This window comes from Streptomyces sp. NPDC094143 (genome assembly GCF_040303825.1).
Classification (GTDB): Bacteria; Actinomycetota; Actinomycetes; order Streptomycetales; family Streptomycetaceae; genus Streptomyces.
Map to the genome: position 1 here is coordinate 1 of NZ_JBEOTZ010000019.1, position 26,661 is coordinate 26,661.

Genomic DNA, 26,661 nt, shown 5'->3' on the forward strand with positions numbered 1-26,661 from the left:
GATCGAGCGGACCATCTCCTGGCTGTCCGGCTACCGCCGACTCAGCCCTCGCTATGAACGCAATCCACGCAACTACCTGGCCTTTCTCGGCCTCGTCGCAGCCCTCTGCTGCTACAAGCGGTACGTCCGCCTCACCACATAGGACACCGTCTAAGTCCTGGTGCCGCTTCAACGATACCGCTGTGCGTAGCGATGCCGTCGCCTAGAGCAGCAAAGACCCCCGCGCCGCTGGAACGGCCGGGGGCGTGGTCGACGCTGCGAAGGAGCGCCAACATGCCCGTCCTATTACGAACCCTCGAACCCGTGAGAGAGGCCCTGCGGGGGCGACGCACCCCCGGCAGGCACAGTCACGCTGCAATGCCCCAGGAAGCGCCCCAGGCGCCGCGCACGGCGCCCAGGCCAGACGTCATGGGCGCCCGATTGGTGACCGCGCGGAGGACGCGCAGGGTCAGGCACGCCCCGCCCGTACAGGCACAGCCTCGCCCGTCCCGTGACTTGGAGGCAGAGGAGGCCTGGGAGCGTACGGGCGCCCTCGTACGGCCCTCCGCGGCAGCACTGGGCGAGGCCGCCCAGGAGCGCCCCGACAGGCGCCCAGGCGAAGCCCTGGGCAGGCCCCTGGGGGAATGCCTCATGAGCGCCTGTCGGCAGTGCAACGCACTGGAAACGCTAAAAGCGCCAAGCAGTGACGAAAGCCTGAAAACAGACTGTGCCGTTTTGCTGCGGCGTCATCCGGAACACGGGACCTATCCGGAATCCGTCGAACAGGCCCTGCGGACCCTGCAAGGGGGCGAGCGGTGAACGCCCAGCGACCCGCCGGGTACGACGAGAGAATCGGGAAGCTGCACCGTGACCCGAAAGGGCGGGAAGGCATTCTCACTGACATTCTCGGCACTACCGCTTATCTGCGACCAGAGCGCGGCGGCCGAGAATGGTATGTGCCCCTCGCGGACGTCGAGCCGGTTGCCGACAAAGCCGAGCACCAGGAAACATTGAGCGTGAAACTCGCCGCTGTCAACAAGCGGAGCAGGGGGGAACGTGACCCGCTCAATCATTTAAGCGGCTGAATTGACGCTCGGGCCGGGAACCGTCCAGGGTGCGCCGCACCGGCAGGGCACCCCCGCCGCGCTCCGCCACGGCCTGCACGGCTGGATGGCGGACGCGCTGATCGCCACCACCGTGCTGCCGCTCGCGGTGCAGCGGCTGCGGCCGCAGCCCGTCTTCGCCGTCGTGCTCACGGCCTCGACGCTGTCCATGCTGCTCGGCGTCGTGGAAGACCCCTTCGCCGCAGTCGCCCTCGCCCTCGCCCTCGCCCTCGCCCTCGCCCTCGCCCTCCCCTCGCCCTCTACACGGTCGCACTGACCCGGCCGGTACGGCGATGGGTGCCGCTCGGCACGGCGGGACTGCTCGGCCTCGTCGGCCTTATCGCGGCGAAGCACTCCAGCTCCTCCCCGTACTGGTGGCTGGAGGGCCCGGCCCGCTGCTGATCGGCTGGACCCTGATCGCCGGCGCCTGGGCCCTGGGCACCGCCGTACGCGGACGGCGCGCCTACGCCGCACGTGCCGCCGAGCAGCTGACCGAACGCGCGGTGACCGAGGAACGCCTGCACATCGCCCGCGAGCTGCACGACATCGTCGCGCACAGCCTGGGCATCATCGCGGTCAAGGCCGCGGTGGCCAACCACGTCGTGGCCACCCGCCCCGAGGAACTCCCCGACGCCCTGCGTGTCATCGAGACCACCAGCAGGAGCGCCCTGACCGAGATGCGGCACCTGCTCGGCATCCTCCGCTCAAAGAGAACGGCGCGGGCCCGCCGGTCGCCCCGCCCCCCTAGCCCGGACGGCCTGTCCCGTCTCGCCGAGCGGGCAGAGCTGGCCGGACTGCGGGTGCACCTGGACATCCGGGGCGCCGACCCGCTGCCCGAGACGATGGGGCTCACGGTCTACCGGGACCCAGCGGGCTGAATTGCACCCCGTCACCCTCTCTTCCGGTCTCGCCGTGGAGTCCGGCGTCCGCGACCGCTCACCCTAGGGGCGCCCCTGTCTCGAATGCACGGGACGGGAGTCTCAGCCGGGTACCGGGACCGGGCCGGGCCCTTCCTCCCAGGTGGCCGGGACCTCGGCGAAACACGTCACGGCGACCCGGCCTCGCCGGCGTCGGTGCGGCCGACCGGCCCGGACGGGCGCCCGTGCCTTCCGGCCCTCTTGCCCGCCGGAGTCCGTGTTCACTGATCGGGGTGGACGGCCTGGACGCCGGTGCCCGCGTAAGCCTTCGGGGTCAGGGTGAGCAGGAAGCGTCCGGTGGGGTGGGCTGCCGAGGGACGGGCCGCGTGGATGGCGTGGACGGCGGCCCAGGAGTGCCCGAAGCGCAGCAGTTCGGTGGCGGTGACCGCGGCGTCGGTGTCGAACGCCTCGATCCGGATGAACCGCAGCCCTTTGATGTAACCGAGCAGGCCCGGCCGCTCCGCGTCGCCGGCCGTCAGCGACAGCACCGGCGCGTACAGGCTGCCCAGCCCACCGGATGCCTGGACGTAGAACGCGGCGACCGCCTCGTTGAACGGGTCCTTCGGGTCGTACAGTGCCGTGGCGGCCGTGTGGTCCAGGACGACCGCGATCGCCGCCACTACGCGGCTGCCTGTCGGCCGTGCCGCGTCTCACCCAGGTGCTCCAGCAAGGCCCGGGCCCTCGCCTCGGCCTCCGGGCTCGGCACGCTGCCCAAGGCCGCGGCGAGTTCGGCGCGGGCCAGCTCGGCACGCTCGGCGTACTCGGCCCGGGTCGGCGTGTCTTGCGCGAGGTCCTCGACCAGGCCCCGGATGGTCGTGCCGTGCTCGGCCGCCAGCTGGGCCAGCCGGTCCCGCGCGGCCGTGCTCACCTTGATGCTCGTCTCGTCTGCTGCCATGCTTCCGATGCTACCGCGTCCCTCTACCGTGGGTAGAGGGACGCGGTAGCATCCTCGTCGGCACCGCCCGCACGCACGGGCAGAGAACGCCCCTCGTACCACGTCGAGCGCGTGCACCCCTTCCCCTGCCCGCGCGGGGGCGGGCGGTACGGCCCTCACCGGCGTTTCCCGCCAGGTCCATGAAGACGGGGTGAACCGCCTGGGCACCCTCCGCGTTGTACGGGGTGCCGGTTCCAGTGCACACCCCCAGGCCTGGGATCGGCATGGGACCGCACCGTCCTCCGCTCGTACGAGCCGGCGTGATCACCGGGCTTTCTCCGGTCGGGTCAGCGGTCACCGACCCTTAAGAAGCCATGTCGCGGTCGCACGGTTCCTGCTGGTCAAGCGTGGGCTGCACGAAGGCGAGGGAGGCACACGGTGTCGGACCTCTCCGGTGTCGTGCCGAGGAGTGCGCGGATCTCGGTGTCGGTGTCGGTGTCGTCTGGAGAACGCGAGACGGTCGCCCCCGTACAGGCACAGCACATGGAGGCGTCGGAGGCGGCCGAGGGACGTGTTCGGCCGCCCGGGACGACCGGGGCAGGCCACTGCCCGACGCCAGCCTCACTGCGCTCACAGGCGGGGGCGGGACTGACACCACCGCAAGCAACGAGGGACATGGAGTGAAAGATGGCCAACCCGTTCGAAGACGCGAACGCTCAGTTCCTGGTGCTCAGGAACGCTGAGCACCACTACTCCCTGTGGCCGGCGTTCGCCGAGGTTCCCCAGGGCTGGGACGTGCTCTTCGGCAAGGCATCGCGTCCCGACTGCGTCGAGTACATCGGGGCGCACTGGACCGATATGCGCCCCAAGAGCCTTGCCGATGCGACGGACGGCAGCTGACCGGTCCCTCTTCGGCACCTCCTCCTCCCCCCCGCCACGAACGGGTTCATCCCGCGCAACCGACAAGGCCTGCGATCATGCCGAATCCCGCCCGTAAACCTCTCACCGCCGCGCAGCAAAGTTTCTGGCACGCGCAGGAGATGGATCCGGCCAGTGCGGCCTACAACCTCGCCGAGTACTACGACATCGCCGGGCCCCTGCACCTCTCCTTGATGGAGAAGGCGCTGAGTCAGGCCATGGCCGAGGCGGAGATGTCGCGTCTGCGGTTCGGGCAGGACGACGACGGGCCGTGGCAGGTCGTCCTGCCCGCGCACGACTACCGGTTGGCCGTGACCGACGTGCGGGGGGAGCCCGACCCGCTGTCAGCCGCGCAGGCGTGGATGCGGGCGGACGCCGCCCGTCCCGTCGATCTTCGCAAGGAATGCCGGTACGCCCTCACCGCGTTCCTCGTGTCCCCGGAGAGGACCCTGCTGTACCTGAAGGTGCATCACATCGCGCTGGACGGGTTCGGGCACGCGGTCTTCCTCAACCGGGTGGCGGAGATCTACACGCGCCTGGACGCCGGTCTGCCCTGCCCGTCGCAGCCGTTCGCGACGGTGGAGGACATCCTGGCCGACGACGACCTGTACCGCCGGAGTGAGCGGTTCGAGCGCGACCGGGCGTTCTGGGCACAGCAGATGGCGGACACCCCGGAGGCGGTGTCCCTGTCCAGGGTCGCCGGGAGGTCTTCCGCGTCCGGCCAGCCCCACCGCAGCACAGGTGGGGTGCCGGGTGAGACCGCGGAGTCGCTGCGGCGCCCGGCCCGGGCTTCGGGTGTCGCTCTGCCTGCCCTGCTCATCGGCGCGGCAGGGCTGCTCGTGCACAGGGTGGCGGGTGTGCCGGAGGTCGTACTGGGCATGGTCGTCACCGCTCGCCGGGGATCGGCGGTGGCGGACGCGGTCGCCGCGATGTCGAACGAACTGCCGCTGCGCCTGAACCTGGGCCCGGAGACGACCGTCCGCGAGATGGCACGGCACGCCTCGGCGCGGACCCGTGCCCTGCTCGCCCATCAGCGGTACCGGTACGGCGACCTCTACCACGACCTGAACCTGTCAGGGACCGGCCGCCAGCTGACGGGCCCGGCCGTCAACATCCTGCCCAGTTCTGAGAGCCCGCGGTTCGGGCGATGCGAGACCACCTCCCGTTCGCATGTGGCGCTCGGTGAGGTGAACGACCTGATGTTCATGGTCTATGACAGGCCGGACGGGCTGCGGGTGGACTGCCTGGCCGATCCCGCTCTGTACACCGCCGAGGACAACGCCGCGTACCACCGCCGGTTTCTCGGCATTCTGGCGGACCTGGCGGGTGCGGAGCCGGACTCCCTCACTGCCCGGCTGGACGTCGCGACCGTGGATGAGCGCGAGCGCGTCCTCGTCGAGTGGAACAGCACGGCCCGGAGGATCCCGGCCGGGACACTGCCTGCGTTGTTCGAGGCGCAGGCGGCACGGACGCCGGAAGCGACGGCAGTGGTGTTCGAGGACACTCGGCTGTCGTACGCGGAGCTGAACGCCGGGGCGAACCGTCTGGCCCGGCTGTTGCTCGGCCAGGGGGCCGGGCCTGAGGCGATCGTGGCTCTCGCGTTGCCCCGTTCGGTCGAGATGATCACGGCCGTGCTGGCGGTCTTCAAGACCGGCGCCGCCTATATGCCCGTGGACCCGGAGTACCCGGCCGACCGGATCGACTACATGCTGGGTGATGCCCGGCCGCTTGTCGTCCTCGGGTCCGAGACCGTGGACGAGCAGATTCGGGCATCGGCTGCCGCGGCCGGATCGGTGTGGTTGTCGCTGGATGCGCGTGAGACAAGAGCACAGGTGCGGGAGGAGTCGGACCGCGATCCGGCCGACGACGAGCGGCTCTCGCCGCTGCTGGACCAGCATCCCGCGTACGTGATGTACACCTCCGGGTCCACGGGACGGCCCAAAGGGGTGGTGATGCCCGCACGCGCCCTGATGAACCTGCTCGTCTGGAATCACTGGATGCACGGCGGGGGCACGGGAGACAGAGCCGCGCAGTTCTCCGCGCTGAGTTTCGACGTCTCCGTGCAGGAGATCATGGCCGCGCTGGGGTTCGGCAAGACGCTGGTGGTGCCCAGGGACACGCACCGGCGCAGTGCCGATCTGCTGGTGAGGTGGCTGGAGCACCACGAGGTGGGAGAACTGTTTGCCCCCAACCTGGTGGTCGAGGCAGTCGCCGAGGCGGCGCACGAGCAGGGGAGGGACCTGCCGGCACTGCGCAATGTCGCACAGGCCGGGGAGGCGCTGCGGCTCAGCGGGCACGTACGCGGCTTCTTCGAGCGCCGGGAAGGACGGCTGCTGCACAACCACTACGGTCCGGCGGAGACGCATGTGGTCACCACCTATTCACTCCCCGAGAACGTCGCCGACTGGCCGATGACACCCCCGATCGGGCGTCCGGTCGCCAACACCAGGGCTTACGTGCTCGATGGCGCTCTGCGCCCGCTTCCGGTCGGTGTCCCCGGCGAACTGTACGTCGCGGGCGTCCAGGTCGCTCGTGGTTACCTCAACCGTCCGACCCTGACAGCGGAACGTTTCGTCGCGAATCCCTACGGCGAGCCCGGCGAGCGCATGTACCGCACCGGCGACGTAGTGTCCTGGAACGAGGCCGGACAGCTGGAGTACCTGGGCCGGGCGGACGACCAGGTCAAGGTCCGAGGATTCCGTATCGAAAAGGGCGAGATCGAGGCCGTCATGGCCTCGCATCCTTCCGTAGCCCAGTGCGCGGTGATCGTCCAGGACGACGCGCAGGGCGACAAGTACCTGATCGCGTACGTCGCTCCCGTCAAGGAGGGGACGGACGACAGCGGGCGAGACTTTCCCACTGCTGTCAGCAGGTTTCTGAAGGACAGGCTGCCCCCTTACATGGTGCCGTCGATGATCGTCGAACTGGATGCCCTGCCGCTGACCGTGAACGGCAAACTCGACCGCACCGCACTCCCCTCACCCGCTCCCCCCACGGGCCTTCCGAGCCGGGAACCGGTCACCTCCCAGGAGGAGATTTTGTGCCAGGTGTTCGCCGACGTCCTCGGGCTCCCCTCCGTAGGAGTGGACGACAACTTCTTCGAACGCGGCGGGCATTCCCTCTCGGCCACACGTCTCGTCAGCCGCATCAGAACACGGCTGGGGGTGGAGATACCGCTGGCGAGTCTGTTCCAGTACCCGACCGTGGCCGGCCTGGCCTCGCAGCTCCTCACCGGCGTCGAGCAGGAACCCCTGCGGCCGGTGCTCGCGCTCAACGGCCGCGGGGACCGGCCGGCGCTGTTCTGTCTGCCTCCTCGCGGCGGCGTCAGCTTTTCCTACGTCGGCCTGGTCCGGCACCTGGACACCGGCCAGCCCGTGTACGGGCTGCAGGCTCCGGCATTCAGCCGCCCCCCGGCGGCCCCGTCCGGCCTCGACGCCCTGGCCGCCTGGTACATCGGCAACATCAAGAGCGTTCAGCGCAACGGCCCCTACCACCTCCTGGGGTGGTCCCAGGGCGGCCCTCTCGCCCACGCCATCGCGGTGCAGCTCCAGCGATCCGGAGAGGAAGTGGGTCTCCTGGCCATGCTGGACGCATACCCGTTCGACACCAGCGCCCCCTACAGGGAGCCCGACGACCACACCGTCATGGCCGCGCTCCTGATCGCCCTGGGAAGAGCCGTGGACACCGCGGGACCCCGACTCACCGTGGCCGACACCATCAAGATCATCGGGGACGAGATCCCTGCCCAAAAGGACGTGGACGAGGCCTATGTCCGCCAGGTGATCCAGGGGATCCGGAATGACGCACGGGCAGTCCAGCGCACGACTCCGGGACACTTCACCGGCGACATCGTCCATTTCCCCGCGACGCAGGAGCACGACTTCCCGGACAGCGAAATACTCCGACTCTGGCAGCCCTACTTCACCGGGCGCCTCCACGTCCATCCCGTCGCGTCCACACATGACGACATGACCAAGCCCGGACCCATGAGCCACGTGGGGGCGGTACTGGCAGCCCGTCTGACGGGACGCTCATGCTGATCCCTTGGTGCGGCGCCGCGCGGACGGACCGCCACCTGACCCACCGAGTCCAAAGGACCCGCGTATGACCATCGTCTTCGACGGCACGACCAGCGCCTTCCACGGGTCGGTGTCCCTGAGCGGTCCGGCCTTTGACGACGGCGTGTGGGAAAGGGACCTGATGCAGTTGCCGGACCTCTCCAACGGGCTGGTCGCCGCGGTCCCGGACGCCATGTGGCTGTCGACGGGCAGCGCCCACTCCGAGGTGCGGCTGACACTGGAACTGCTGCCCACCGCACCCGTACGCGACGACGAGACGTGGGACATGGTGGTGGAGGTCAGCGTCCACCTCGGTGGCGGGACGCTGGAAAACGACGACGACCCGCGGATGCGGTTGACCCCGCCGGCGGCCGGCTGGTACCGGCTGCGGGCCTCGGCCCGCGGCCGGAGCGAGGCGCAGGAGCAGGACGGTGCCACCGAGGTGCACCGGATCGTCCTGTGGCCGGCCCCGCCCGAGGCCGAGCAGGTCATCCGGCACGACGGGGTACGCGGTGGCGCGGACCGGCGTCCGCTGCCCGCGCTCGGTTCCGACACGCACCCCGTCGACCTCAATGGCTACTACGACTGACCCGCGCGAGGGGCGTGATGTCGTCACGTCTCAGAACCCCGCCCGGCAGGGCACGGGACGTCCCGCCGCTCCCTCCGCGTGCGTCGCGCCGCCGTCCGCGGCATGTGCCAATGCCCCGCCGCGGCCTCCTGTCGCCCGCGGGGCCCTGGGGCCCCCGGGCCCCGGGTGGAACAGGCCTGGTCAGGATGAATAGGGAGACGGTCCTGCAGGAGTGCCGACTCAGGGGCAAGGGCGTTCACCGGCCCCGGGAGCCGCGCCACGGCATGGCGGGTACGGGTACGTACGCGTACCCTTCAAGGATGGGAAGGAGCACGACCATGTCTGATGCGAACGTCCGTATCCCCGAGGAAGCCAAGGAGAGGCTGGCCGCTATAGCTGCCGCTGAAGGGCTGTCGCTGCGCGCGTACCTCGCCCGTCTCGCTGAGACGCTGCTGACTCCGGCCGAGCGGGCTGAGCGGGCGGAGAAAGCCCGGGCCGCGCTGAAGGAGTGGAACGGCTACGCGCCGACCGTTGCTGAGGAACAGGACCTGGACAACGAGCTGGACCGGCGCCTGGCCCAGGTGACCAGCCGGTGAGCGACGCCGTCCACATCGTCCTGGACGACACCGCGATGGCCGCGGCCGGCCAGGGCAACGTTCTCGCTTCCCGTCTGATCCACCGTGCCCATGCCGAGTCGGGCTGGTTCCTGTACGCCCCGGCGTGTGTGTTGGTGGAAGCCGATCGTGCCCGGCCCGGGACGGCCGAGCACCTGGCTTCCCTGCCCGGCATCACCGTCCTCGATCTGGACCTGGCCGCCGCCCTGGCCGTCGCGCGGCAGGACACCTGGGCCGCGGCGCACAGCCAGTACGCGGCGCAGCCCACGCCGGACCGTCCCGACGGTGCGGTCATCGCCACCACGGCCCCGCACCGGTGGGCAGGTGAGCCGGTCCGCGTACTGGACCTCACCCCCTGAACGCAGCAGCCCCCAGCCCGCAGCCCTGCCGTCCGGCGGGGCTGCGAGCATGTGTCATTCACGTGCGGGTGATCGCATCCGTCACCCTGGCGGGTGGGCTGTTGTCCATCGAGCCAACCGGCCCGGCAGACCGGCCTCGGCTCGGGGCGGCCGTCGCCGGTCCCCCGTCACCTCCCGTGGCCGAGCCGGTGCAGTTCGGGCAGATGCCGCGCCGTGCGCCCGGCGTAACCGCGCTGCCGTGGTGATCTCTGCGCCGCCAGGTCAGGGAGAAGCAGACGCAGTGTGTCCTCGTTGTGCTCGAAGGCCGGGCGGCGAATGGCTACAGGCGGGAGCGTTTCCGGCCTGCCGGGGGCCGTCACAGCAGCCCGTGTGTGGCCGGTTGCGGCCCGCCACACCGAGGACCGGGGCAGCCTCCAGTGGAAGTGCATGGCCAGCAGCCGGAGACCGAAGGCTCCGGTCGCCGCGAGCGTCGCCATACCCACGTCGAGAGAGCCCATGCTGTGCAGCACCGACACGGTCGCCGCACCGGCGACCGCCGACACGGCGTACAGGTCAGCGTCCCAGCGCATGATCGGGGGCAGTTCCCTGGACACCACGCTGGCCAGGACTCCGCCGCCGACGGCGGTGCCGACACCTAGGGCCGCCGCGGGCGCGGGCGGCATCCCGTGCTGCAGTGCCTTGATCGTGCCGGTCACGCAGAGCAGGCCGAGTGCCATGGCGTCCATGAAGTGGAAGAGGTAGGGCTCTCGGTGCAACGGTTTGCCGAAGTACGTCAGCAGCGCCGCCGCCAGCGGGGCAAGAGGGTATCCGGGGTCGGTCAGCCTGCTGACGAACCGTAGACCAGGGCACCGGCTCCTGGACGGCTCCGCGCGGCCACCGCGGCAGGTCAGTATAGGTGCCCCTGACGCTCCAGGCCATCCGCCTGTCGATGGAGGCCACCGACACCCCACCGCTGCCACCGTCCCACGCCGGTCGCTGTCAGCCGGCACAAACCGATCCGGCGGCTGCACCCCGGTGGAGTGCAGCAGGCCCATGAACATGCAGAGCCGATGAGCTTCAGTACGCCGTACAGCGCCAGCACGGGCCCGTAGTGTCCGGCCGATCAGCGCGGGCGCCGGTGCCGGTCGCCGCCGGCGCAGAGCGCGTGGGGCGGCCGGTGAGGGACGGAGCAGCCGGTGACGGCCGAGGAAGCGCGCCGCATCCTCCTCATGCGCTCCGCACCCAGGGTTCTATACACTCCCTGTATACACTCTATGTAGAGACAGGGTGCAGAGTGCGCCCGCAGAGGCTTTACGGAGGCGACGATGACCACCTGGAGGCGCGGCGGCCTGGTCATATGGAGGAGCGGGCCGCTCGGGTGGGGCGGCCGGGTTGCGACAGCGACGAGCGGGGGCCTGCTGCTGGGCGTGCTCACCAACCTGGCCCAGGGATGGCTGCCGGGAGCATGGAACCAGATCGCCAACTCGGGCGCCGTCTGGTGCAGTGCCGCGTTCGCCGTCGGGGCGCTTCTTGACCGGCTGCGGCCCCTATGGCAGGCCGCGCTCGGCGGCCTCGGCGCGGAAGTCGGCCTGGTCGTCGGGTATTACGGATACGCCGAGTTCGGGCGCGACGGCGCGGGCAGTCTCTTCTTTCCCCTTATCTGGCTGGGGATGGCCATGGTGGCGGGGCCTCTGTTCGGCGTCGCGGGCCACTGGTGGCGGCACCACCGGGACGCGCGACGCCGTGTCCTCGGACTGGCCGCCTTCGCCGGAGTCCTCGGCATGGAAGGGCTATGTACGCCTGGGACCTCCACTACGCGCCACAGGCGTGGACGTGTCTCGCATTCGCCGTCCTGACTCCGTTGCTGATGGCTCGCACGCACGCGGAGAGAGCCTGGGCCTCCGGGACCGCCGCGGTTTTCGCGCTGCTCGCCTATGCCGCCGTCACACTGCCCCTCACCATGGTCTCCGCCTGACACGGAGCGGCATCGCGGCGACGCCTCGACTGCCCGGTAGGCATCTCCCGCCGCCCCTCCACGGGCCATCGGCCTGGAACGGAAGTCCGCGGGGGCCGGACGGGTCCCGACCAGGCGGCGGCAGCGGGATCGGCGCACACGCGCCAAGGCGGGCGGCCCACGAGAGTCACTGTGTCTTCTGCGGCGATGACGGCCGGACCGGATCGGCTCTCGGAAGGCCGGAGTCTTGCACGTCCGTCGGCGGGCGGGGGAAGACCCGGCCACTTCGACAAACGGGTTGTCTCTCCTCCCCCCAACACCCATGCCCGCAGCACGAGTTCGTCGACCAAGGTGTCGTGGGACTTGTCGACGGCCACCATTGCACGTTCCGCAGCGCTTTGTCGGCCACGGCCCGGAACGCGCCCCGTCACCCCGACCACCGCGCGTGCCCCACCGGTCAGGTCTTCCCGGGGGCGCCACACTCCGGCCTCGCACCCCGACGACCGGCCGCCGCAGCCGATCAAGCCCCGCCCTGGCGGAGGCCTCCCGACTGCTGGTGTACGGCGACGTCGTACAGTCCCGCGGTCGGGCCAGCCCCTGGGGCATCAGCTCACCGCGCCGCACTTCGCACTGTGCTGGCCGGTGTTCCGGTGGGCACGCGCCCGCCCCAGCGGTGCGACCAGGCCTGGTAGGCGAGGCCGATCACCAACAATGCGGCCGAGCCGGCCAGCAGACCGATACACACGCCGACGATGACGCGCACCGCGAACTGATCGCCCATAGGGCCTCCTCACCTCCCGCGAGGCTCATCTCGAGCGACGCGATCGCCTGTGTCTCACCCCACTACGGCCAGGCGGGATCGGCGGTTCGAGGCGCGGCGTTTCTCGGGTCCGGCGTTGTCAGGGCCCAGGCGGCGCACGATAGGTCCGGATGGCTTTCGTCGGGCTGCTCTGCCGCGCCACGGCGGCCACGCCGACCGCCTCGCCGCCGGGCGCGAGGGCGGGCGGGCGGCTCAGGCTCGGGCCTGCCCGCATGTCGGCCGCGTCCCGACGACTTCACGGACAGGACGCGAAGCGCTTCCCCAGCCACACCGGTCTGGCACGGGCGCGCGGCTTCTCCGCGCGGCGACACCGGGCTGCCGATGCCGTTCGCCCCTGCCCACTTCGGCTTGCGTCTTGAGCGGTGGGCCGGGGCCGGAGTCCGGCGGAGCTCCCGACGTTGACACGATTCTGAGTGAGTGATTAACTACTCACAGAACATCGCGCTTCAACGCCCCCGTCGGCACCCCCGCAAAGCCCGGACACGGCCACTTCACTGCCCGGATAGTGAGTGACTGACCACACTATTGAGGAACGACTATGCAGATGCAGGACCGCACCGCGCACCCGCCCGACACCACCGCCCCCTCACCCGCTCTGTCCGTCCGGCCCGGTGCCGCCCTGGCTGTCCTGGCCTCGGCGCAGTTCGTCGTCCTGCTCAGCACCTCGATCGTCAACGTCGCCCTGCCGCAGATCCGTGCCGGTGTGGGACTGTCCGACACCGGCACCACCTGGGTGGTCAACGCCTACGGCCTGGCTTTCGGGGCGCTGCTGCTGGCGGGCGGCAGCCTCAGTGACCTACTGGGGCGCCGGCGCGTCCTGCTCGGCGGACTGGGCCTGTTCACCGTGGCATCCGTCGCTGCCGGGCTGGCGACGGCCCCGGAGATACTGATCGCGGCCCGAGCCGCACAGGGCGTCGGCGCCGCGGCCATCGCCCCGGCGGCACTCGCCCTGGTCATGGACGTCTTCCCGTCCGGCCCCGGGCGAGGACGGGCCCTCGCGGTGTGGGGCATGGTCACGGGCGCCGGCGGTGCCGCAGGAGTCCTGCTCGGCGGCGCACTCGCCCAGGTCGCGGGCTGGTCATGGATCTTCCACGCCTGTGCCGTCGGGGCGGCCTTGGTCCTCGCGGCCACCGCGGCCGTGGTGCCCGCACGTCGCCGTACCGGCACACAAGCGCGCCGGTTCGACCATCTCGGCACCGCCACCGTCACGCTCGGTCTGACCGCCCTCGTCTGGGCCCTGACCATGGCCCGCACCGCCGGCTGGACCAGTCCGCAGGTCCTGGCATCGTTCACACTCGCCGTGCTCCTGCTGGCGGCCTTCGTGCCGATCGAGCGACGTCAGAAGTATCCGCTGCTACCACCACGCCTGTTCACAGTGGGACAGCTCGCCTCCGGCAACATCCTGATGACGCTACTGGGGTCCGTATGGATCGCCCTGTTCTTCTTCCTGCCGCTGTACCAGCAGCATGTGCTCGGCACCGGACCCCTCGCCACCGGCCTAGCCCAACTCCCGCTCGCCGCCGCCAACATGCTGGGCTCCGCGCTGGCCCCCAGCCTCGCCCGGCGCTTCGGCTCCGTGCGCACGCTGACCGCGGCACTGCTCGTCGAAGCCGGCGGCATGTGGTGGCTTTCACGCATCACCGCCGACAGTGATTACGCATCAGCGGTCCTCGGCCCCAGCATCGCCATCGGTCTGGGCCTGAGCATCGCCTTCGTCCAGCTGACCTCACTCGCCGTCACCGGAGTACGGCCGGCGGACGCGGGACTGGCAGGCGGCCTGGTGAACACCACCCGTCAGATCGGCGGCGCCATCGGACTGGCGGCCCTGAGCACCTTGGCCGCCTCCGTCACCGCCGCCTCCCCCAGCCACCACACCCACCTGGAAGCCCTCACGGCCGGATACCGCACAGCGCTCGAGGTCTCCGCCCTGATCCTGCTGGCGGCCACCGCCCTCGTCCCCGCCCTCGCCCGCCGCAGTACAGCCCGCCGACAGCGGCAGTGACCGCGCCCGTACCCGCACTCACCTCGCACAACTCATCCGCACCAGCGCAGAAAGGCCCTCTCCCATGAGCGTCACCAAGCCCTACCTGACCGGCCACTACACCCCCGTCGCCGACGAAATCACCGCCACCGAGCTGACCGTCGAGGGCCACCTGCCGCCCGAACTGACCGGCCGCCTCATCCGCAACAGCCACAACCCCAAGCCCGGCATCACTCCCACCCACTGGTTCAAGGGCAGCGGCATGGTCCACGGCATCCGCCTCAACGAAGGCCGCGCCGAGTGGTACCGCAACCGCTGGGTCCACACCCCCGCCCTCGACGGCGCCCCCTACATGACCGAACACGGCCCCGATCTCACCGTCAGCACGGCCGGAACCCACGTCATCGAACACGCCGGCCGCCTGCTCGCCCTCTCCGAAGCCGCCCTGCCCTTCGAGCTCACCGCCGAACTGGAAACCGTCGGCGCCTACGACTTCGACGGCAAACTCACCTCCGCCATGACCGCACACCCCAAGGAAGACCCGACCACCGGCGAACTGCACTTCTTCGCCTCCTCCCCCTTCCCCCCATACCTCATCCACCACGTTGCCTCACCCGACGGCACGTTCCTCGACAGCCAGGAAGTACCCGGAGCCAGCGCCGCACTCAAACACGACTTCGCCATCACCCGAAACCATGTCGTCTTCCTGGAAGGCTCGGTCACCTTCGACCCCACCGAACACTCCGGCATCCCCTACACCTGGAACGACACCCAGGCCAGCCGCATCGGCGTCATGCCACGCGGTACCGGCCGTGCCCGGGAGATCCGCTGGTTCGAGATCACCCAGGGATACGGCATGCACTTCGCCAACGCCTACGAGGACGCCCACGGACACGTCGTCGTCGAAGGCCCCACCGTCGGACGTGAGGGCTGGCAGCGGTCCTGGAACTGGTGGATCGGCGCACCGGACCGCGGTGCCGAGCCCAACTCCGGCTCCCGCAACCGCCGCTGGACCCTCGACCTCGCCGCCGGCCGGGTCACGGAGGAGCAGACCGACGACCTCACCGTCGAGTTCCCCACCATCAACGACGCGTTCACCGGCAGCGAGCACCGCTACCAGTACGCACTGTCCTTCCCCGACGACCTCGGCATCGGCAACCACACCCTGGTCAAATACGACCGGCGCACCGGAACCCGGCAGCTCCTGCCGTTCGGCACCGGGCAGTTGCCCAGCGAAGCCGTGTTCGTGCCCGCCGGGAACACCGGCGCCTCCGGCGGCGAGGACGCCGGCTACCTGCTCACCGTCGTCAGCGACCTCAACGCCGACGCCTCCCGGCTGCTCGTGCTCGACGCCTCCGACCTGTCCGTACCGCCGATCGCGACGGTCCGACTGCCGCGCCGGGTGCCCGCCATGATCCACGGCTCGTGGATAGCCGACTCCGAACTCGCCTGAGTGCCGTCCCGCGGCCTGCGCGCCCCTCACCTGACCAGCATGACCAGCCCTTTGGAGGACCCCATGTCCGAGCAGCAGAACCCCGAGCCGACCGCGCCGCGCAGTGCGCAGCGGTCCGAAGTCCCCACCGTCGCCCCCGGCCCGATCTCCCTCACCAAGACCGACCCCCTCGGGCACATGTCCGACGGCCTGGCGGCCGATCTGCACAAGCTGGACGCACAAGAGGCCCGGCCGACCGGGAAGAAGAAGCACGGCAAGCGCACCGCGAAGGCGGCCGTCTACGGCGGCCTCGGCGTGACCGTCCTGGTCGAACCCTGGCTTCTGCTGTTCATCGTCCCGGCGCTGTGGCTGGCGCTGCGCGACTGAGGTGCCGTACCACGCTGTGAGCGTGGCGAAGGGTCCCGGTGACATCCGGCGCTGTTGGTCAAGCCGGGACTTCGCGTGACGTCGGCCTTCGAGACCCGGGTGTGGTCTTGCAGGCCGACGTCGTCGTATTCGGTGGGTACGGGTGGCGATGCAGCCGCGGGGTTCCGGCCGGTCCCGGGGACGGTGCGAGCGGCGCGGGCCGCGTCCGCGCAGGGGAATCGTGCGATCCGTATCCGGGACGAACTGAGGGCTGTTGCTCACGGACGAGGAGTTCGCGGGCTTGTTCCCGATGCGCTGTCGGCATGGCTGCCTTGCGATGTCACTCGGTGGGATCCGATCCTTCGGCTCGCTGTTCGGCTACGGGGCGCGGCGTGGCGGTGATGCCGTTGAGCAGCATCGCCACGCTCCAGCGGCGGCGCTCATCCGGTGTGCCCGAGACGAGTTCGGCGGCCTGGGCGTGGATGTGCGGGTTGATGTCGGGCGAAGCACTGGCCAGTGCCGTGGTCAGCTGGCTCCATTCCTCGTCCGCGCGGGCGTTCTCCTGGCGTGCGGAGTGCTCGGCGGCTGAGACGGTCGCCGTCTGCAACAGGAGGTCGACGCCCCAAGCAGCCTGGCCGGCGGGCACTTGCCCCTCGTCCAGCAGGTCCAGCAGGGTCTCGAGCAGGGCCAGGTAGTTGGGTCCGCTCGGGCGGCTGATCAGGGCGGAGTGGGCCAGGGCGGGATGTGCGAACAACACACGTTCGTAGCTGGCCAGGACAGCGTCAAGGCGGTCGCGCCAGTCGCCCGTTGCGGTGGCTGCGGCCAAGTCGGCCCGGCTCAGGAGCCGGTCGAGGATGCCTGCGTGCAGTTCGGCCGCGTTGGCGACGTACACGTACAGCGAGGCGGGGCCGGTGTCGAGGGCGAGTGCCAGACGGCGCATGGTGACACGCTGCAGACCCTCCTCCTCCATCAGGCGTACGGCGGTGTCGATGATTCCCTCGCGGGTCAGCGCGGGCTTGGCTGGCCGCTCGCGGCGGCTCTGCGGTGCAGGCATGGCGCACAGCCTAGGAACGGAACGGGTTCGCGGCGAACGCGTTCGTTGCCTAGGGGGGCGCTCCGCGCCCGCTCCAACAAGCTCTCTCCCCGCCCTGGAATCCGCCCCTGCGAGAGGTGAGGGCGGACGTGCTCGTAGGCAGGAGCACGGAGATGTCCACGCCGCTCCTTGCCGGCCGTGCCTCCATCAGAAGTGCACCGTCACGTCTCATCATAACGAACTTGTTCCTCACGAACATGTTCGTTACGAATGATGAGGTACACCAAGGCGCAGACCTCAATTCCCACGGCACTACGCTGCTTCGCGAAAGGGGTGAGGTACACGACGGCCCCTTCCCGGCCAGCGCAGCGAGCGCCGACAACATTACGGACCCGAGAACATCCGCTGGGTGCTGCTCGGCGTGATGCCAGCCCTGCTGCCGGAACTCGACGGCCTGATCGTCTGCACGGCAACGCAGGCCATCGTCGCCGACCTCGACAGCCTCGACCCCATGTAATGGGTTGGTGACCGGCCACACCCTGGCCACCGCCTGCGATCCCGGTACGAGCAAGCTCGGTGACCTGTTCAACCGCACGTCCACGTTCCTCGCCTCGGTCGTGCTCTTCCTTACTCACTGCGTTCATCGAGCCAGCCATGCCGCACAGCACCGACGCCGCTGACCTCGTGCCTGCCGCGCTCACGTGGTGCAGCAGCGCGCCGATCGGCGCGAACGCGCCGGCGGTGCGGCGGCAGGGCAAGGTCGCCATGAACCGGCTGCTGGTCGAGGAAGTCCCGCTGCGCGGCAAGCGCCGGTGCCGCGTCCGAAGCCACGGCCGAAACAAGGCCGCCTGACCGAGCGCCTCCCGAGGCGCGCACGGAGCCCCGCCCGCCCCGCACCTTCAAGCCTCTGCACGAGCAAGGAGTACGACCATGGCCACCCCCACCCCCCACCACGCCATCGCGATCATCGGCGCCGGTCTCGGCGGCCTCTCCCTGGCCCGCGTCCTGCACCGCCACGGCATCGAAGCCGCCGTCTTCGACCTTGAGTCCTCCCGGCGTGCGCGCCAGCAGGGCGGCATGCTCGACATCCATGAAGAAAACGGGCAGAAGGCACTGCTCGCGGCCGACCTGCACGACGACTTCCGCAAGATCATCCATGAAGGTGGCCAGGCCATGCGCCTGCTCGGCCCCGACGGCACCGTCCACGTCTGCGAGGAGGATGAGGGCGACAAAGGCCGTCCCGAGGTGGACCGCGGCGACCTGCGTGAGCTGCTTCTGAACTCCCTGCCCGACGGCACCATCCGCTGGGGCAGCAAGGTCACGGGCGCCTGGCCGCTCGGTGACGGCCGTCACGAGGTGAAGTTCTCCGACGGCTTCCGCATCACCACCGACCTCCTGGTCGGCGCCGACGGCGCCTGGTCGCGGATCCGGCCGCTGGTCTCGGACGCCAAGCCCGCCTACACCGGCATCTCCTTCGTGGAGAGCGACCTGCTGGACGCCGACACCCGCCACCCGAGCAGTGCCGCCGTCATCGGCGGCGGGTTCTTCATCTGCCTCGGCGACGAGCGCGGCTTCATCGCCCACCGGGAGACCGACGGCAGCCTCCACGTCTACACCGCGCTCAAAGCCGACGAGGCATGGCTGGACACCATCGACTTCACCGACCCCGCCGTCGGCAGAGCCGCGGTGCTCACCTACTTCGAGGGCTGGGACGAGGGCCTGCGCGGCCTGATAGCCGACGCCGACGGTCCGCTGACCCCCCGCCGCATCCACGCCCTGCCCGTCGGGCACCGCTGGGACCGCGTGCCCGGCGTGACACTGCTCGGCGATGCCGCCCACCTGATGTCCCCCTTCGCCGGCGAAGGCGCCAACCTGGCCATGTTCGACGGCGCCGAACTCGGCCAGGCCATCGCCGCCCACCCCGGCGACACCGAGACCGCTCTGGCCGCCTACGAGGATGCGCTCTTCCCACGCAGCGAGGCGTCCGCTGCCGACTCCGCGAGCAACCTGGAGACCATGTTCGGCGAGGACGGCCTGGAGCAGATGATCGGTTTCTTCACCAGCGGCCCGACCGGCGCGTGACGTTCTGACCATCGATCAGAGCGTCTGCGAGGGAGGGCTTCCATGCCGGCGCCAGGGACACGGCCGCTGACACGGACCCCGCTGCTCCCGCAACTGCGAACGTGCCGGGGCCCCGTCGGACCGCCCTCGGACCTGCAACTGACCTCACGGCGCGTCCCGGGCCTCAGGACTGCTTGAACGACTCGATCTCGCAGGCGCGGATGATTTCCTGGGTGCGGGGCGCCGCCTTCTCGTCCTCGCTGATGCCCTCGCCGTAGTTCCAGCCACTGCCGTCGGGCAGGGCCTCGACGGGGATGCCGTCCTCGTTGATGCACTTGACCCAGGCGCGGAAATTGTCGGCGTAGTGCGGGTTCTGCTGGGGGTCGAGTTCCGGCGGGGGAACCGGCCTCTTCTGCTCGCACGCCTTGAGCGCGGCGGGCGGCTGGTCCTTCTCCTCGGCGGCGGTCAGGACGAACCGTCCCGCCGCCTTGGGGCCGGTGAGCCGGTCGACCTTCCCACCGTTGTCCTGAAGGCACCGGGCGTAGGCGTTGTTGAGGGCGAGCACCTCGGCGTCGCTGCTGTCCAGACGGATGCGGGGACGGCCTTCACCGGGGTCGGCGGACGAGGTCGAAGCGGTAGGGGAGCTGTCCCGTTCCAGGGAGGCCACGTCGTCGCGCTGGCCGGAACCGGCAGAATCATCGGAATCACCGCAGCCGGCGAGGCCCAGGGCGAGAGCGGCGGTCAGCCCGGCGAGGGCGGCGGCGCGACGGGGAGCGCGGTGGCGTCCCTGTACGGAGGTGAGCATGTGCGTGCCTTTCGCGACGTACGCGGGGCTGTGCCCGCGCGAGGTGATCAGGTAGAGGCGAGTGCTTCCGTGGGGGTCAGGCGGGAGGCGCGTACGGCGGGGTAGACGCCCGCGACGACGCCGATGAGGACTGCGCCGCCCAGCGTCGCGGCGGCCGTGGTGACGGAGAGGACGAGGGGCCAGTCCTGGAGCGTCGTGTAGCCGGCGGCGGCGGCGCAGCCCAGCAGGACACCAGCGGCGCCGCCGAAACCCGACAGGACGACGGACTCGGTCAGGAACTGCCCGCGGATCTGGCCGCGGCCAGCGCCGAGGGCCCGCCGCAGGCCGATCTCGCGGCGTCGTTCGAGGACCGAGATGACCATGGTGTTGGCCACCCCGATCCCGCCGACCAGCAGGGCGATACCGGCGAGCCCCAAGAACAGCGCGGAGAAGGCGGACTCGCTGGCCCGCTTGGCAGCCAGGGCGTCAGAAGGCCTGCTGACCTGGACGAGGCCGGGCGTCTGCGGATCGATGGTGGCCGGGAGCACGTCGCGTACGGCTTCCACCGCGGACTCCCGGGCCCGGGTGTACAGCACCGTGGGGCGGCCGTCGAAGCCCAACTCGGCGCGGGCTGCCTCCCAACCTACGAGGACGGCATGGTCGAGGTCCGAGGCCAGGGGGACCGGGCGCAGGATGCCGATGACGGTGAACCAACGGTCGGCGATCCGGACCTGGGGCGCGGGCTGACCCGGGCGCAGGGCACCGAATCCGAGGCGCTCGGCCGACCGGGACCCGAGGACCACCGTGGGGAACCGGTCGTTGTCGCGGGTGAGGAAGGTGCCCGAGGCCATTGTGCCGCCGACGGTCCGCAGCAGGTCGCGGTGGGCCGCCAGCACACTGACACCGTTGTAGGCGCCCGGGTCGGTGTGCTCCGAACGGCGCACGGTCGTGTGGGTGTTGGCGACCGCGGCGGCCCGCTGGACCGGGCCGATACGGCGGACCATGTCCACCGACTCGGCGGGCAGGGCGGACTTCTCCCCGCCACCCTGCGCGGACACGGCCTGGGCCCGCAGCAAGTTGGTGCCGAGTGCCGACAACTGCTGCATCAGCGCCGCCTGGCTGGAGGCCGGTACCGCCGTCACGACGATCAACGTGGCGATGCCGATGGAGATGCCAAGGGCGGACAGCGCCGCGCGCAGTTTCCTGATGCGCACGCCTAGCAGGCCGAGTCCGACGAGGTCCACCGGGGACAGCCGGACGGGCGTCGGACGGGCGGGGCGGGAGGGGGCAGGTGCGGTGGCGGGCGGGCTCTTGACGTCGGTCATGCGGGGTGTCCGATGCGGGTGTCGGTGACGATCCGGCCGTCGAGGATCTCGACTCGGCGGGGCAGTTGGGCCGCGATGGCGCGGTCGTGGGTGATCAGGGCGATGGTGGTGCCCTCCGCGTGGAGCCGATGGAACAAGCCGAGGATGGCGGCACCGTTGGTGGTGTCCAGGGCACCGGTCGGCTCGTCGGCGAGGAGCAGCGCCGGCTCGTTGACCAGCGCCCGCGCGATGGCCACGCGCTGCCGCTCCCCGCCGGAGAGCATGGCGGGTCTGTGCCCGGTGCGATGGGCCAGCCCGACGCGGGCGAGCGCCTCGCGGGCCAGCAGGGGGCGCCGCCGCCGGGAGACCCCCGCGTACAGCAGACCGGTGGCAACGTTCTCGGCGGCCGTGAGCCCGTCGGTGAGGTGGAACTGCTGGAACACGAAGCCCAGGTTGCGTGCGCGCACCGCCGCCACCTCACGGTCCGTCAGTCGCGACACGTCGACGCCGTTGACCTCCACGGTGCCGGAGGTAGGACGGTCCAGGGTGCCCATGATGTTCAGCAGGGTGGACTTGCCGGATCCGGAGGGTCCGGTGATCGCCAGGATCTCGCCCTCCGACACGCTCAGGGACACTCCGTCGAGGGCGCGCACGCCCGCGCCGTACGCCATGACCGCGTCGCGTACGGCGATCACGGTGGGCGTGGGGCGTGGGGCGTGACCCGCGCCCACCGGGTCACCGGGGCGCAGCCCGTCTTTGCTCGCGGTCACGAGCTGGTCTCCACACGCAGTCCCTCACGCAGGCCGGAGCCGGTGACCTCGACCATGCCTCTGGCGAACATCCCCGTGCTCACGGCGATGAGCCGGCCGTCCGCGGTGCGCACGGCGTAGCCGCCTTCGCTGAGGGCGAGCAAGGCTCCCACCGGGACCGCCAGTACGTCGCGCCTGGTCCGGCCGGGGAATTCCACCTGGACGGGACCCGACTCCAGGCCCTGTGCGGCGACCTCGCCGGCCATCCGGACGGTCACGGTGAGCCGGCCGGTCGCGCCCTGCTCTCCCGTGCCGTCACCCTGGTCGTCCTCGACCACGGTTCCCACGGCGGTGACGGTGCCGTCCACCCGGGTCTGGTCGGGCAGCGTGACCCGGACACGGGCGTCGCGCCGGACCGCTCCGGCGTCCGCGGCGTCCACGGCCACGGTGACCTGCTGGTGCGTGGAGGTGACGGCGATCAGGCCGGTGGTCACCTCGCTGCCGACGTCCGCGAGCACCTTGCCGACCCGCACGGCCCGGGAGGTGACGAAGACATCCTCGGGCCGGATGACTCCCGTCGCGGCGATGTCCAGGCTGCGCTGCCAGCGCCGCACGGCGTCCATGAGGCTGGGGGTCAGCACGGCGTCCCCCTTGCGGACCTTGGTGGGAGTGGTTGCGGGCGGGACGGCTCGGCCCGTGCCGGTGTCCGGGCCGGCGGAGGCGCCGGCCTTGGTGCCGTCCGGCTCCGGGCGGTCGTGCGGCTGGGCCGAGGCGGGGTCGGGCGAGGCGCCAACCGGTGGCGGGGCCGCCGTCGCGGGTGGTCGGGCGGACTCCTCCTCGGCGCCATCCGCGGCCGGTGCGGCCCGCGCCGGGGTGTTCACCCACGTGCCCTCGGCGGGCTGGGGCCCGATGTCGTAGCCCAGGCTGCGGAGGTGGTCCGCGACGACGCGGACGTCCCGGCCCACCAGGCCGACAGTGTCCAGCGGGCGGAACACCGGCGTCTCGCCGTACAGAAGGACGACCGGGCGGTCGTCGACGCGCCAGACGGACTCATTCCGCTCGATGACCGTGCCGGGAGCCGGCAGCCATGTGACCCGGCCCTCGCTGCCGTAGGGCTGCAAGGTGCGCAAAGTGCCGAAACCCAGAGTGCCGCTCAGCGAACGGTGGTCGGAGAGGGTCGTGCGGGTCACGGGGACCGTCCTGACCGGCCCCGGCCCTGCCGCGGGACGGTCGGCGGTGCTGTCGGGCCACAGCGTGGCGGCCGTGGCGGCGCCGCCCGCCGCGAGGACGGTGAGGGCGAGGGCGAGGGCTGTCGGACGGCGCCACGATGACGTGCGTACGGCCGCGGCGTGGGCGGTCACCGGTTGGCGGGCCGGCGCGTGGCCTGCCTCTTCGGTCACCGCGGGGGGTGTTTCGTGGGGCGTGCCGCTCCACGGCGTCACCGTGGCCAGGCGCATGGTCCGGTCAGGGTCGGCGGGCTCGCCGTCCGTCGCCGTGCGGTCTTCCTTCATTGTTTCGCCGACTCTTTTCGTACACGCTGCTCGGTGCGGGCGGCTGCGAGGCGCCCGGTCGGTATGGACGGAACGGGGCTCGGGGGGACGGCGGCCGTCACCACACCTCGCGTCATGGCATCGGCACGGGCATGAGCGGGACGCCGTCGCGACCGCGGTGCGGTGACGGCATGTGCCGGACACGGGTACCGCAGCCGTCGGGGCCCTTGGATCGGGCCGTGGGACGAGCCTGCCGCGACAATGTCAGGGACCGGTCAGGCCGCGGTCAGCGCACTGTCATCGCGCGATGGCCGTGACGGCGAACTCCTGCTTCTGTCCGCCGTGTCGCCTCCCGAGGTGCAGCGCGTGACGTCCGGCGCAAGCGGAAAAGGCGAACGGGGTCACATCGTCAGGGTCCTGTCAGGGGGTCATGTGAGGGTGTCCCGGCCCGGCGGGCACGCCGTAAGGTCACCTGCATGTGTGCGCACGCCCTGATCGCCGAGGACGACCCTAAACAGGCCGAGGTCGTCCGCCGCTACCTGACACTGGAGGGGCATCGCGCCACCGTCGTGCACGACGGCGGGACCGCACTGGCCAGCGCCCGTGCCCTGCGCCCGGATGTCCTGATCCTCGACGTGATGATGCCGGGAGCCGACGGCCACCACGTGTGCCGGATGCTACGCGCAGAACGCGAGGACCTGGCGATCCTGATGCTGACCGCGCGCTCCACCGAGGAGGACCTCCTCACCGGCCTGGAGTCGGGCGCCGACGACTACCTCACCAAGCCCTACAGCCCGCGCGAACTGACCGCCCGCGTACGGACCCTGTTGCGGCGCGTGCGGCGCCCGGAAACCGGTGGCGAGGCGGATCTCCCCCTGCGCGTGGGCGCCGTCACCGTCCATCGCGCACAGCACACCGTGACCGTCCACGGCAGCCTCGTGGAGTGCACCCCCGGGGAGTTCCAGCTTCTGGCGGCGCTGGCCGCGCGTCCCGACCAGGTTTTCACCCGACGCCAACTCCTGGCTCACACCCAGGGCTTCGACCGCTACATCACCGAACGCAGCATCGACATGCACGTGATGAATCTGCGCAGGAAGATCGAGGCGGATCCCCGCCGCCCCACCCGGCTCGTCACCGTGTACGGGGTCGGTTACAAACTCACCGACCCCGACCCCGACCCCGACACCGGCACCGGTGCGCACACGGTGTCCGGCCCGGTCGAGAAGACGCCGACACGGCCCGCGCGGCGGACAGTGGACGGCCATGGTGACAACGAGGGGCACACGGAGGAACGGCCGTGACGCCGGGTTCGACAGCGCAGGCCGGCCGCGCCTCCCCGGTACGCCGCCGGGTCCCTCTGCACCGCAGCCTGCTGGTGCGCCTGCTCGCCACGTCCGTGCTCATCGCCTGCTGCGCGGTGGCCGCCACCGCCTGGCTGGCCGCACGCACAGCGACCAGTGCCGTACGGCAGCAGCAGGGTCAGGCTCTCGCCGACGACGCGCGTATCTACGACGCCCTCCTCGCCTACGCGGCCAGCCACCGTGACTGGCACGGGGCCGACGCGACGGTCCGCTCACTCGCCCGGACGACCGGGCGGCAGATCACCCTGGTCGACCGCGACGGGGACACGATGCTCGCCGCTTCCGCGCCCGACGCTCCGCTGCCCGAGCGGCCCTGGACGGTCGTGGATCCACTGCGCGTCCCCCTCGCTCTCGCCCCGGCGGGAGGCGGGAGCGCCGAACGCATCGACGCACGCGCGGTGGGACCCTACGCGCTGACCCAGGCCGAACGGCGGACACTCGACGACGGCGCGGACAGGGTCGCGGTCTGTCTGCGCGGGACGGGCCTGAGGCCCAGGCTCACCCGCGCGCCCAGCGGCCGTCCCGTCTTCCACGTCGACGCCGAAGAGCGGGGGAAGGTGTCTTACGCCTGCGCCCTGGAGAAGCTGGAACAGCCCCTCGACCGGGAACGCATCGCTCTGGAGCAGCTGAACCGGCTGATCGCGCGGTGCACCAAGCGGCAGGGGGAGGAACCGGTTCGGGTCGGCCTCGGCTTCACCGCGCCCGAGGCGTCCCCGGCCGGTCAGGCGTGCATCGACTCCGCGCGCCGGCAGCAGCTGCGGCCGTACGTCGCCCCGCCCGCCACCCTCTACCTCGGTGCCCCCGCCGACGGCGGCGGCGCCATCGGGCTGGACCTGTCACCGGCGAACACCACCCGCATCGTCATCGCCGCCGCGCTGGTGCTGCTGCTGACAGTGTCCATCACGGTGCTGGTAGGTGCCCGGCTGGTCCGGCCGCTGCGGGCACTGACCGACGCCGCGCTGAGCGAGGACACCGGCCGGGTACGGATCAACACCCGCGACGAGATCGGTCAGCTCGCCGCGGCCTTCAACGACCTCGGCGAGCGCCGCGAGCGGTTGGAGGAACAGCGCAAGGCGCTGGTCAGCGACGTCGCCCACGAACTGCGCAACCCGCTCAGCAACATGCGGGTGTGGCTGGAGGCCGCCCAGGACGGGGTCGCCGAGCTCGACCAGGCGCTGACCGCCTCCCTGCTGGAGGAGGCGGTGCAACTGCAGCACCTGGTCGACGATCTCCGGGACCTGGCCGCCGCCGACGCCGGGACCCTGCGCCTGCATCCCGAGCCGCTGGCCCTACGGGACGTGCTGGAGCAGGTCGCGGCGGGACAGCAGGCCGCCGCCCGTACCGGCCGGATCACGCTGACGGTGTCCGTGACCGGCGACCCGGTGCTGAACGCCGATCCCGTACGCCTGCGCCAGATCGTCACCAACCTGCTGTCGAACGCGCTGCGGCACACCCCTGTCGGCGGGACGGTCACCCTGAACGCGACGGACGGGGACGACGAGGTGCTGATCCAGGTCGCCGACACGGGGACGGGCATCGCACCCGACGACCTCGACCGCGTCTTCGACCGCTTCTGGCGCGCCGACCGCTCCCGCAGCAGACGCACCGGCGGCAGCGGCCTGGGCCTGGCCATCGTCCGCCAGCTCACCCGGGCCCACGGCGGCACGGTCACCGCCCACAGCGTTCTGGGCGAGGGCACGGTGTTCACGCTCCGGCTGCCCGCGACCGCCGTTGAGCACGTGTAACCACCTGCCGGGGCAGGCCCCGGCCCTCGTCGGATGCGGCATTCAGGCTGCCGCTCCGGGTCCGGCGGCGGGCCGATGGCGAGTTCGGCGGCCCGCCGAGGCGTCATGGGTCGGGTTCAGGACTCCGGGGCGTCATGGTTCGGGTTCGGGTTCGGGTTCAGGACTCGGGGAGGCCCCTGGAGGGCACGTAGTAGCGTGGACCGTTCACGGCG

General features: G+C 71.0%; 25 protein-coding genes and 1 pseudogene. 17 read left to right on the forward strand and 9 right to left on the reverse strand.

Annotated features, from left to right (window positions below; all coding sequences use genetic code 11):
* From ABTZ58_RS23495 to ABTZ58_RS23510, 4 genes and pseudogenes are all read left to right on the forward strand, one after another.
* A pseudogene (locus ABTZ58_RS23495) lies at positions 1-142 on the forward strand (IS5/IS1182 family transposase); the annotation flags it as partial.
* A gap of 652 nt (positions 143-794) precedes the next feature.
* Positions 795-1,064, forward strand: coding sequence for a hypothetical protein (locus tag ABTZ58_RS23500; RefSeq protein WP_351359951.1), 270 nt, complete (start codon positions 795-797; stop codon positions 1,062-1,064).
* Position 1,065: 1 nt separating this feature from the next.
* Positions 1,066-1,359: a hypothetical protein gene (locus tag ABTZ58_RS23505; protein WP_351359954.1), complete on the forward strand. Its 294-nt coding sequence runs from the start codon at positions 1,066-1,068 to the stop codon at positions 1,357-1,359.
* Between the two features lie 97 nt (positions 1,360-1,456).
* A complete protein-coding gene (locus ABTZ58_RS23510) occupies positions 1,457-1,960 on the forward strand; it encodes a sensor histidine kinase (RefSeq protein ID WP_351359956.1) in 504 nt (167 codons plus the stop codon).
* A gap of 260 nt (positions 1,961-2,220) precedes the next feature.
* On the opposite strand, the gene ABTZ58_RS23515 is transcribed toward ABTZ58_RS23510, so the two are convergent.
* Both ABTZ58_RS23515 and ABTZ58_RS23520 read right to left on the reverse strand, forming a co-directional pair.
* Positions 2,221-2,619, reverse strand: coding sequence for a PIN domain-containing protein (locus tag ABTZ58_RS23515; RefSeq protein WP_351359959.1), 399 nt, complete (start codon positions 2,617-2,619; stop codon positions 2,221-2,223).
* Complete coding sequence (locus tag ABTZ58_RS23520; protein WP_351359962.1) at positions 2,619-2,894, reverse strand: hypothetical protein; 276 nt, start codon at positions 2,892-2,894, stop codon at positions 2,619-2,621. Before ABTZ58_RS23520 ends, ABTZ58_RS23515 begins: the two co-directional genes overlap by 1 nt.
* A gap of 666 nt (positions 2,895-3,560) precedes the next feature.
* Between ABTZ58_RS23520 and ABTZ58_RS23525 the strand changes: the two genes are divergently transcribed.
* From ABTZ58_RS23525 to ABTZ58_RS23545, 5 genes are all read left to right on the forward strand, one after another.
* On the forward strand, positions 3,561-3,773 hold the full coding sequence (locus tag ABTZ58_RS23525; protein WP_351359964.1) for an MbtH family protein: 213 nt from the start codon (positions 3,561-3,563) through the stop codon (positions 3,771-3,773).
* Positions 3,774-3,850: 77 nt separating this feature from the next.
* Complete coding sequence (locus tag ABTZ58_RS23530) at positions 3,851-7,831, forward strand: non-ribosomal peptide synthetase (RefSeq protein WP_351359967.1); 3,981 nt, start codon at positions 3,851-3,853, stop codon at positions 7,829-7,831.
* Between the two features lie 64 nt (positions 7,832-7,895).
* Entirely contained in the window at positions 7,896-8,438 is a 543-nt protein-coding gene (locus tag ABTZ58_RS23535) for a hypothetical protein (RefSeq protein WP_351359969.1), read from the forward strand.
* A gap of 317 nt (positions 8,439-8,755) precedes the next feature.
* Complete coding sequence (locus ABTZ58_RS23540) at positions 8,756-9,013, forward strand: hypothetical protein (protein WP_351359972.1); 258 nt, start codon at positions 8,756-8,758, stop codon at positions 9,011-9,013.
* Entirely contained in the window at positions 9,010-9,390 is a 381-nt protein-coding gene (locus tag ABTZ58_RS23545) for a PIN domain-containing protein (RefSeq protein WP_351359975.1), read from the forward strand. The genes ABTZ58_RS23540 and ABTZ58_RS23545 overlap by 4 nt, the downstream gene beginning before the upstream one ends.
* A gap of 167 nt (positions 9,391-9,557) precedes the next feature.
* On the opposite strand, the gene ABTZ58_RS23550 is transcribed toward ABTZ58_RS23545, so the two are convergent.
* Positions 9,558-10,145, reverse strand: a complete 588-nt coding sequence (locus ABTZ58_RS23550) for a TRIC cation channel family protein (RefSeq protein ID WP_351359978.1) — start codon at positions 10,143-10,145, stop codon at positions 9,558-9,560.
* A gap of 549 nt (positions 10,146-10,694) precedes the next feature.
* On the opposite strand from ABTZ58_RS23550, the gene ABTZ58_RS23555 reads away from it, so the two are divergent.
* The gene (locus tag ABTZ58_RS23555; protein ID WP_351359981.1) at positions 10,695-11,225 is read left to right on the forward strand and encodes a DUF6518 family protein; all 531 of its coding nucleotides are present in this window, start codon (positions 10,695-10,697) and stop codon (positions 11,223-11,225) included.
* A 708-nt stretch (positions 11,226-11,933) separates the two neighbouring features.
* On the opposite strand, the gene ABTZ58_RS23560 is transcribed toward ABTZ58_RS23555, so the two are convergent.
* Positions 11,934-12,104 (reverse strand): hypothetical protein, encoded by a 171-nt coding sequence (locus ABTZ58_RS23560; RefSeq protein ID WP_351359984.1) that lies wholly within the window; start codon positions 12,102-12,104, stop codon positions 11,934-11,936.
* Between the two features lie 577 nt (positions 12,105-12,681).
* On the opposite strand from ABTZ58_RS23560, the gene ABTZ58_RS23565 reads away from it, so the two are divergent.
* From ABTZ58_RS23565 to ABTZ58_RS23575, 3 genes are all read left to right on the forward strand, one after another.
* Entirely contained in the window at positions 12,682-14,145 is a 1,464-nt protein-coding gene (locus tag ABTZ58_RS23565) for an MFS transporter (protein WP_351359987.1), read from the forward strand.
* 64 nt (positions 14,146-14,209) lie between these two features.
* Positions 14,210-15,577, forward strand: a complete 1,368-nt coding sequence (locus tag ABTZ58_RS23570; protein WP_351359990.1) for a carotenoid oxygenase family protein — start codon at positions 14,210-14,212, stop codon at positions 15,575-15,577.
* Positions 15,578-15,616: 39 nt separating this feature from the next.
* Complete coding sequence (locus ABTZ58_RS23575) at positions 15,617-15,943, forward strand: hypothetical protein (RefSeq protein ID WP_351359993.1); 327 nt, start codon at positions 15,617-15,619, stop codon at positions 15,941-15,943.
* Between the two features lie 319 nt (positions 15,944-16,262).
* On the opposite strand, the gene ABTZ58_RS23580 is transcribed toward ABTZ58_RS23575, so the two are convergent.
* Positions 16,263-16,976: a TetR/AcrR family transcriptional regulator gene (locus ABTZ58_RS23580; RefSeq protein WP_351359996.1), complete on the reverse strand. Its 714-nt coding sequence runs from the start codon at positions 16,974-16,976 to the stop codon at positions 16,263-16,265.
* A 633-nt stretch (positions 16,977-17,609) separates the two neighbouring features.
* Here ABTZ58_RS23580 and ABTZ58_RS23585 point away from each other — a divergent pair.
* On the forward strand, positions 17,610-17,807 hold the full coding sequence (locus tag ABTZ58_RS23585) for a hypothetical protein (RefSeq protein WP_351359999.1): 198 nt from the start codon (positions 17,610-17,612) through the stop codon (positions 17,805-17,807).
* Between the two features lie 78 nt (positions 17,808-17,885).
* On the forward strand, positions 17,886-19,037 hold the full coding sequence (locus ABTZ58_RS23590) for an FAD-dependent oxidoreductase (protein WP_351360001.1): 1,152 nt from the start codon (positions 17,886-17,888) through the stop codon (positions 19,035-19,037).
* A 163-nt stretch (positions 19,038-19,200) separates the two neighbouring features.
* Here ABTZ58_RS23590 and ABTZ58_RS23595 read toward each other — a convergent pair whose 3' ends face one another.
* The 4 genes from ABTZ58_RS23595 to ABTZ58_RS23610 form a co-directional block, all read right to left on the reverse strand.
* A complete protein-coding gene (locus ABTZ58_RS23595; protein ID WP_351360004.1) occupies positions 19,201-19,821 on the reverse strand; it encodes a hypothetical protein in 621 nt (206 codons plus the stop codon).
* 47 nt (positions 19,822-19,868) lie between these two features.
* Positions 19,869-21,125 carry an ABC transporter permease gene (locus ABTZ58_RS23600; protein WP_351360007.1) on the reverse strand — a complete coding sequence of 419 codons (1,257 nt, stop codon included), beginning with the start codon at positions 21,123-21,125 and terminating at the stop codon, positions 19,869-19,871.
* Positions 21,122-21,775 carry an ABC transporter ATP-binding protein gene (locus ABTZ58_RS23605; RefSeq protein ID WP_351360262.1) on the reverse strand — a complete coding sequence of 218 codons (654 nt, stop codon included), beginning with the start codon at positions 21,773-21,775 and terminating at the stop codon, positions 21,122-21,124. Before ABTZ58_RS23605 ends, ABTZ58_RS23600 begins: the two co-directional genes overlap by 4 nt.
* A 95-nt stretch (positions 21,776-21,870) precedes the next feature.
* Positions 21,871-23,364 (reverse strand): efflux RND transporter periplasmic adaptor subunit, encoded by a 1,494-nt coding sequence (locus tag ABTZ58_RS23610; protein WP_351360010.1) that lies wholly within the window; start codon positions 23,362-23,364, stop codon positions 21,871-21,873.
* A gap of 455 nt (positions 23,365-23,819) precedes the next feature.
* Between ABTZ58_RS23610 and ABTZ58_RS23615 the strand changes: the two genes are divergently transcribed.
* Both ABTZ58_RS23615 and ABTZ58_RS23620 read left to right on the forward strand, forming a co-directional pair.
* Positions 23,820-24,644 carry a response regulator transcription factor gene (locus ABTZ58_RS23615; RefSeq protein WP_351360013.1) on the forward strand — a complete coding sequence of 275 codons (825 nt, stop codon included), beginning with the start codon at positions 23,820-23,822 and terminating at the stop codon, positions 24,642-24,644.
* Positions 24,641-26,449, forward strand: a complete 1,809-nt coding sequence (locus ABTZ58_RS23620) for a sensor histidine kinase (protein WP_351360016.1) — start codon at positions 24,641-24,643, stop codon at positions 26,447-26,449. Before ABTZ58_RS23615 ends, ABTZ58_RS23620 begins: the two co-directional genes overlap by 4 nt.
* Positions 26,450-26,661: the final 212 nt, after the last annotated feature.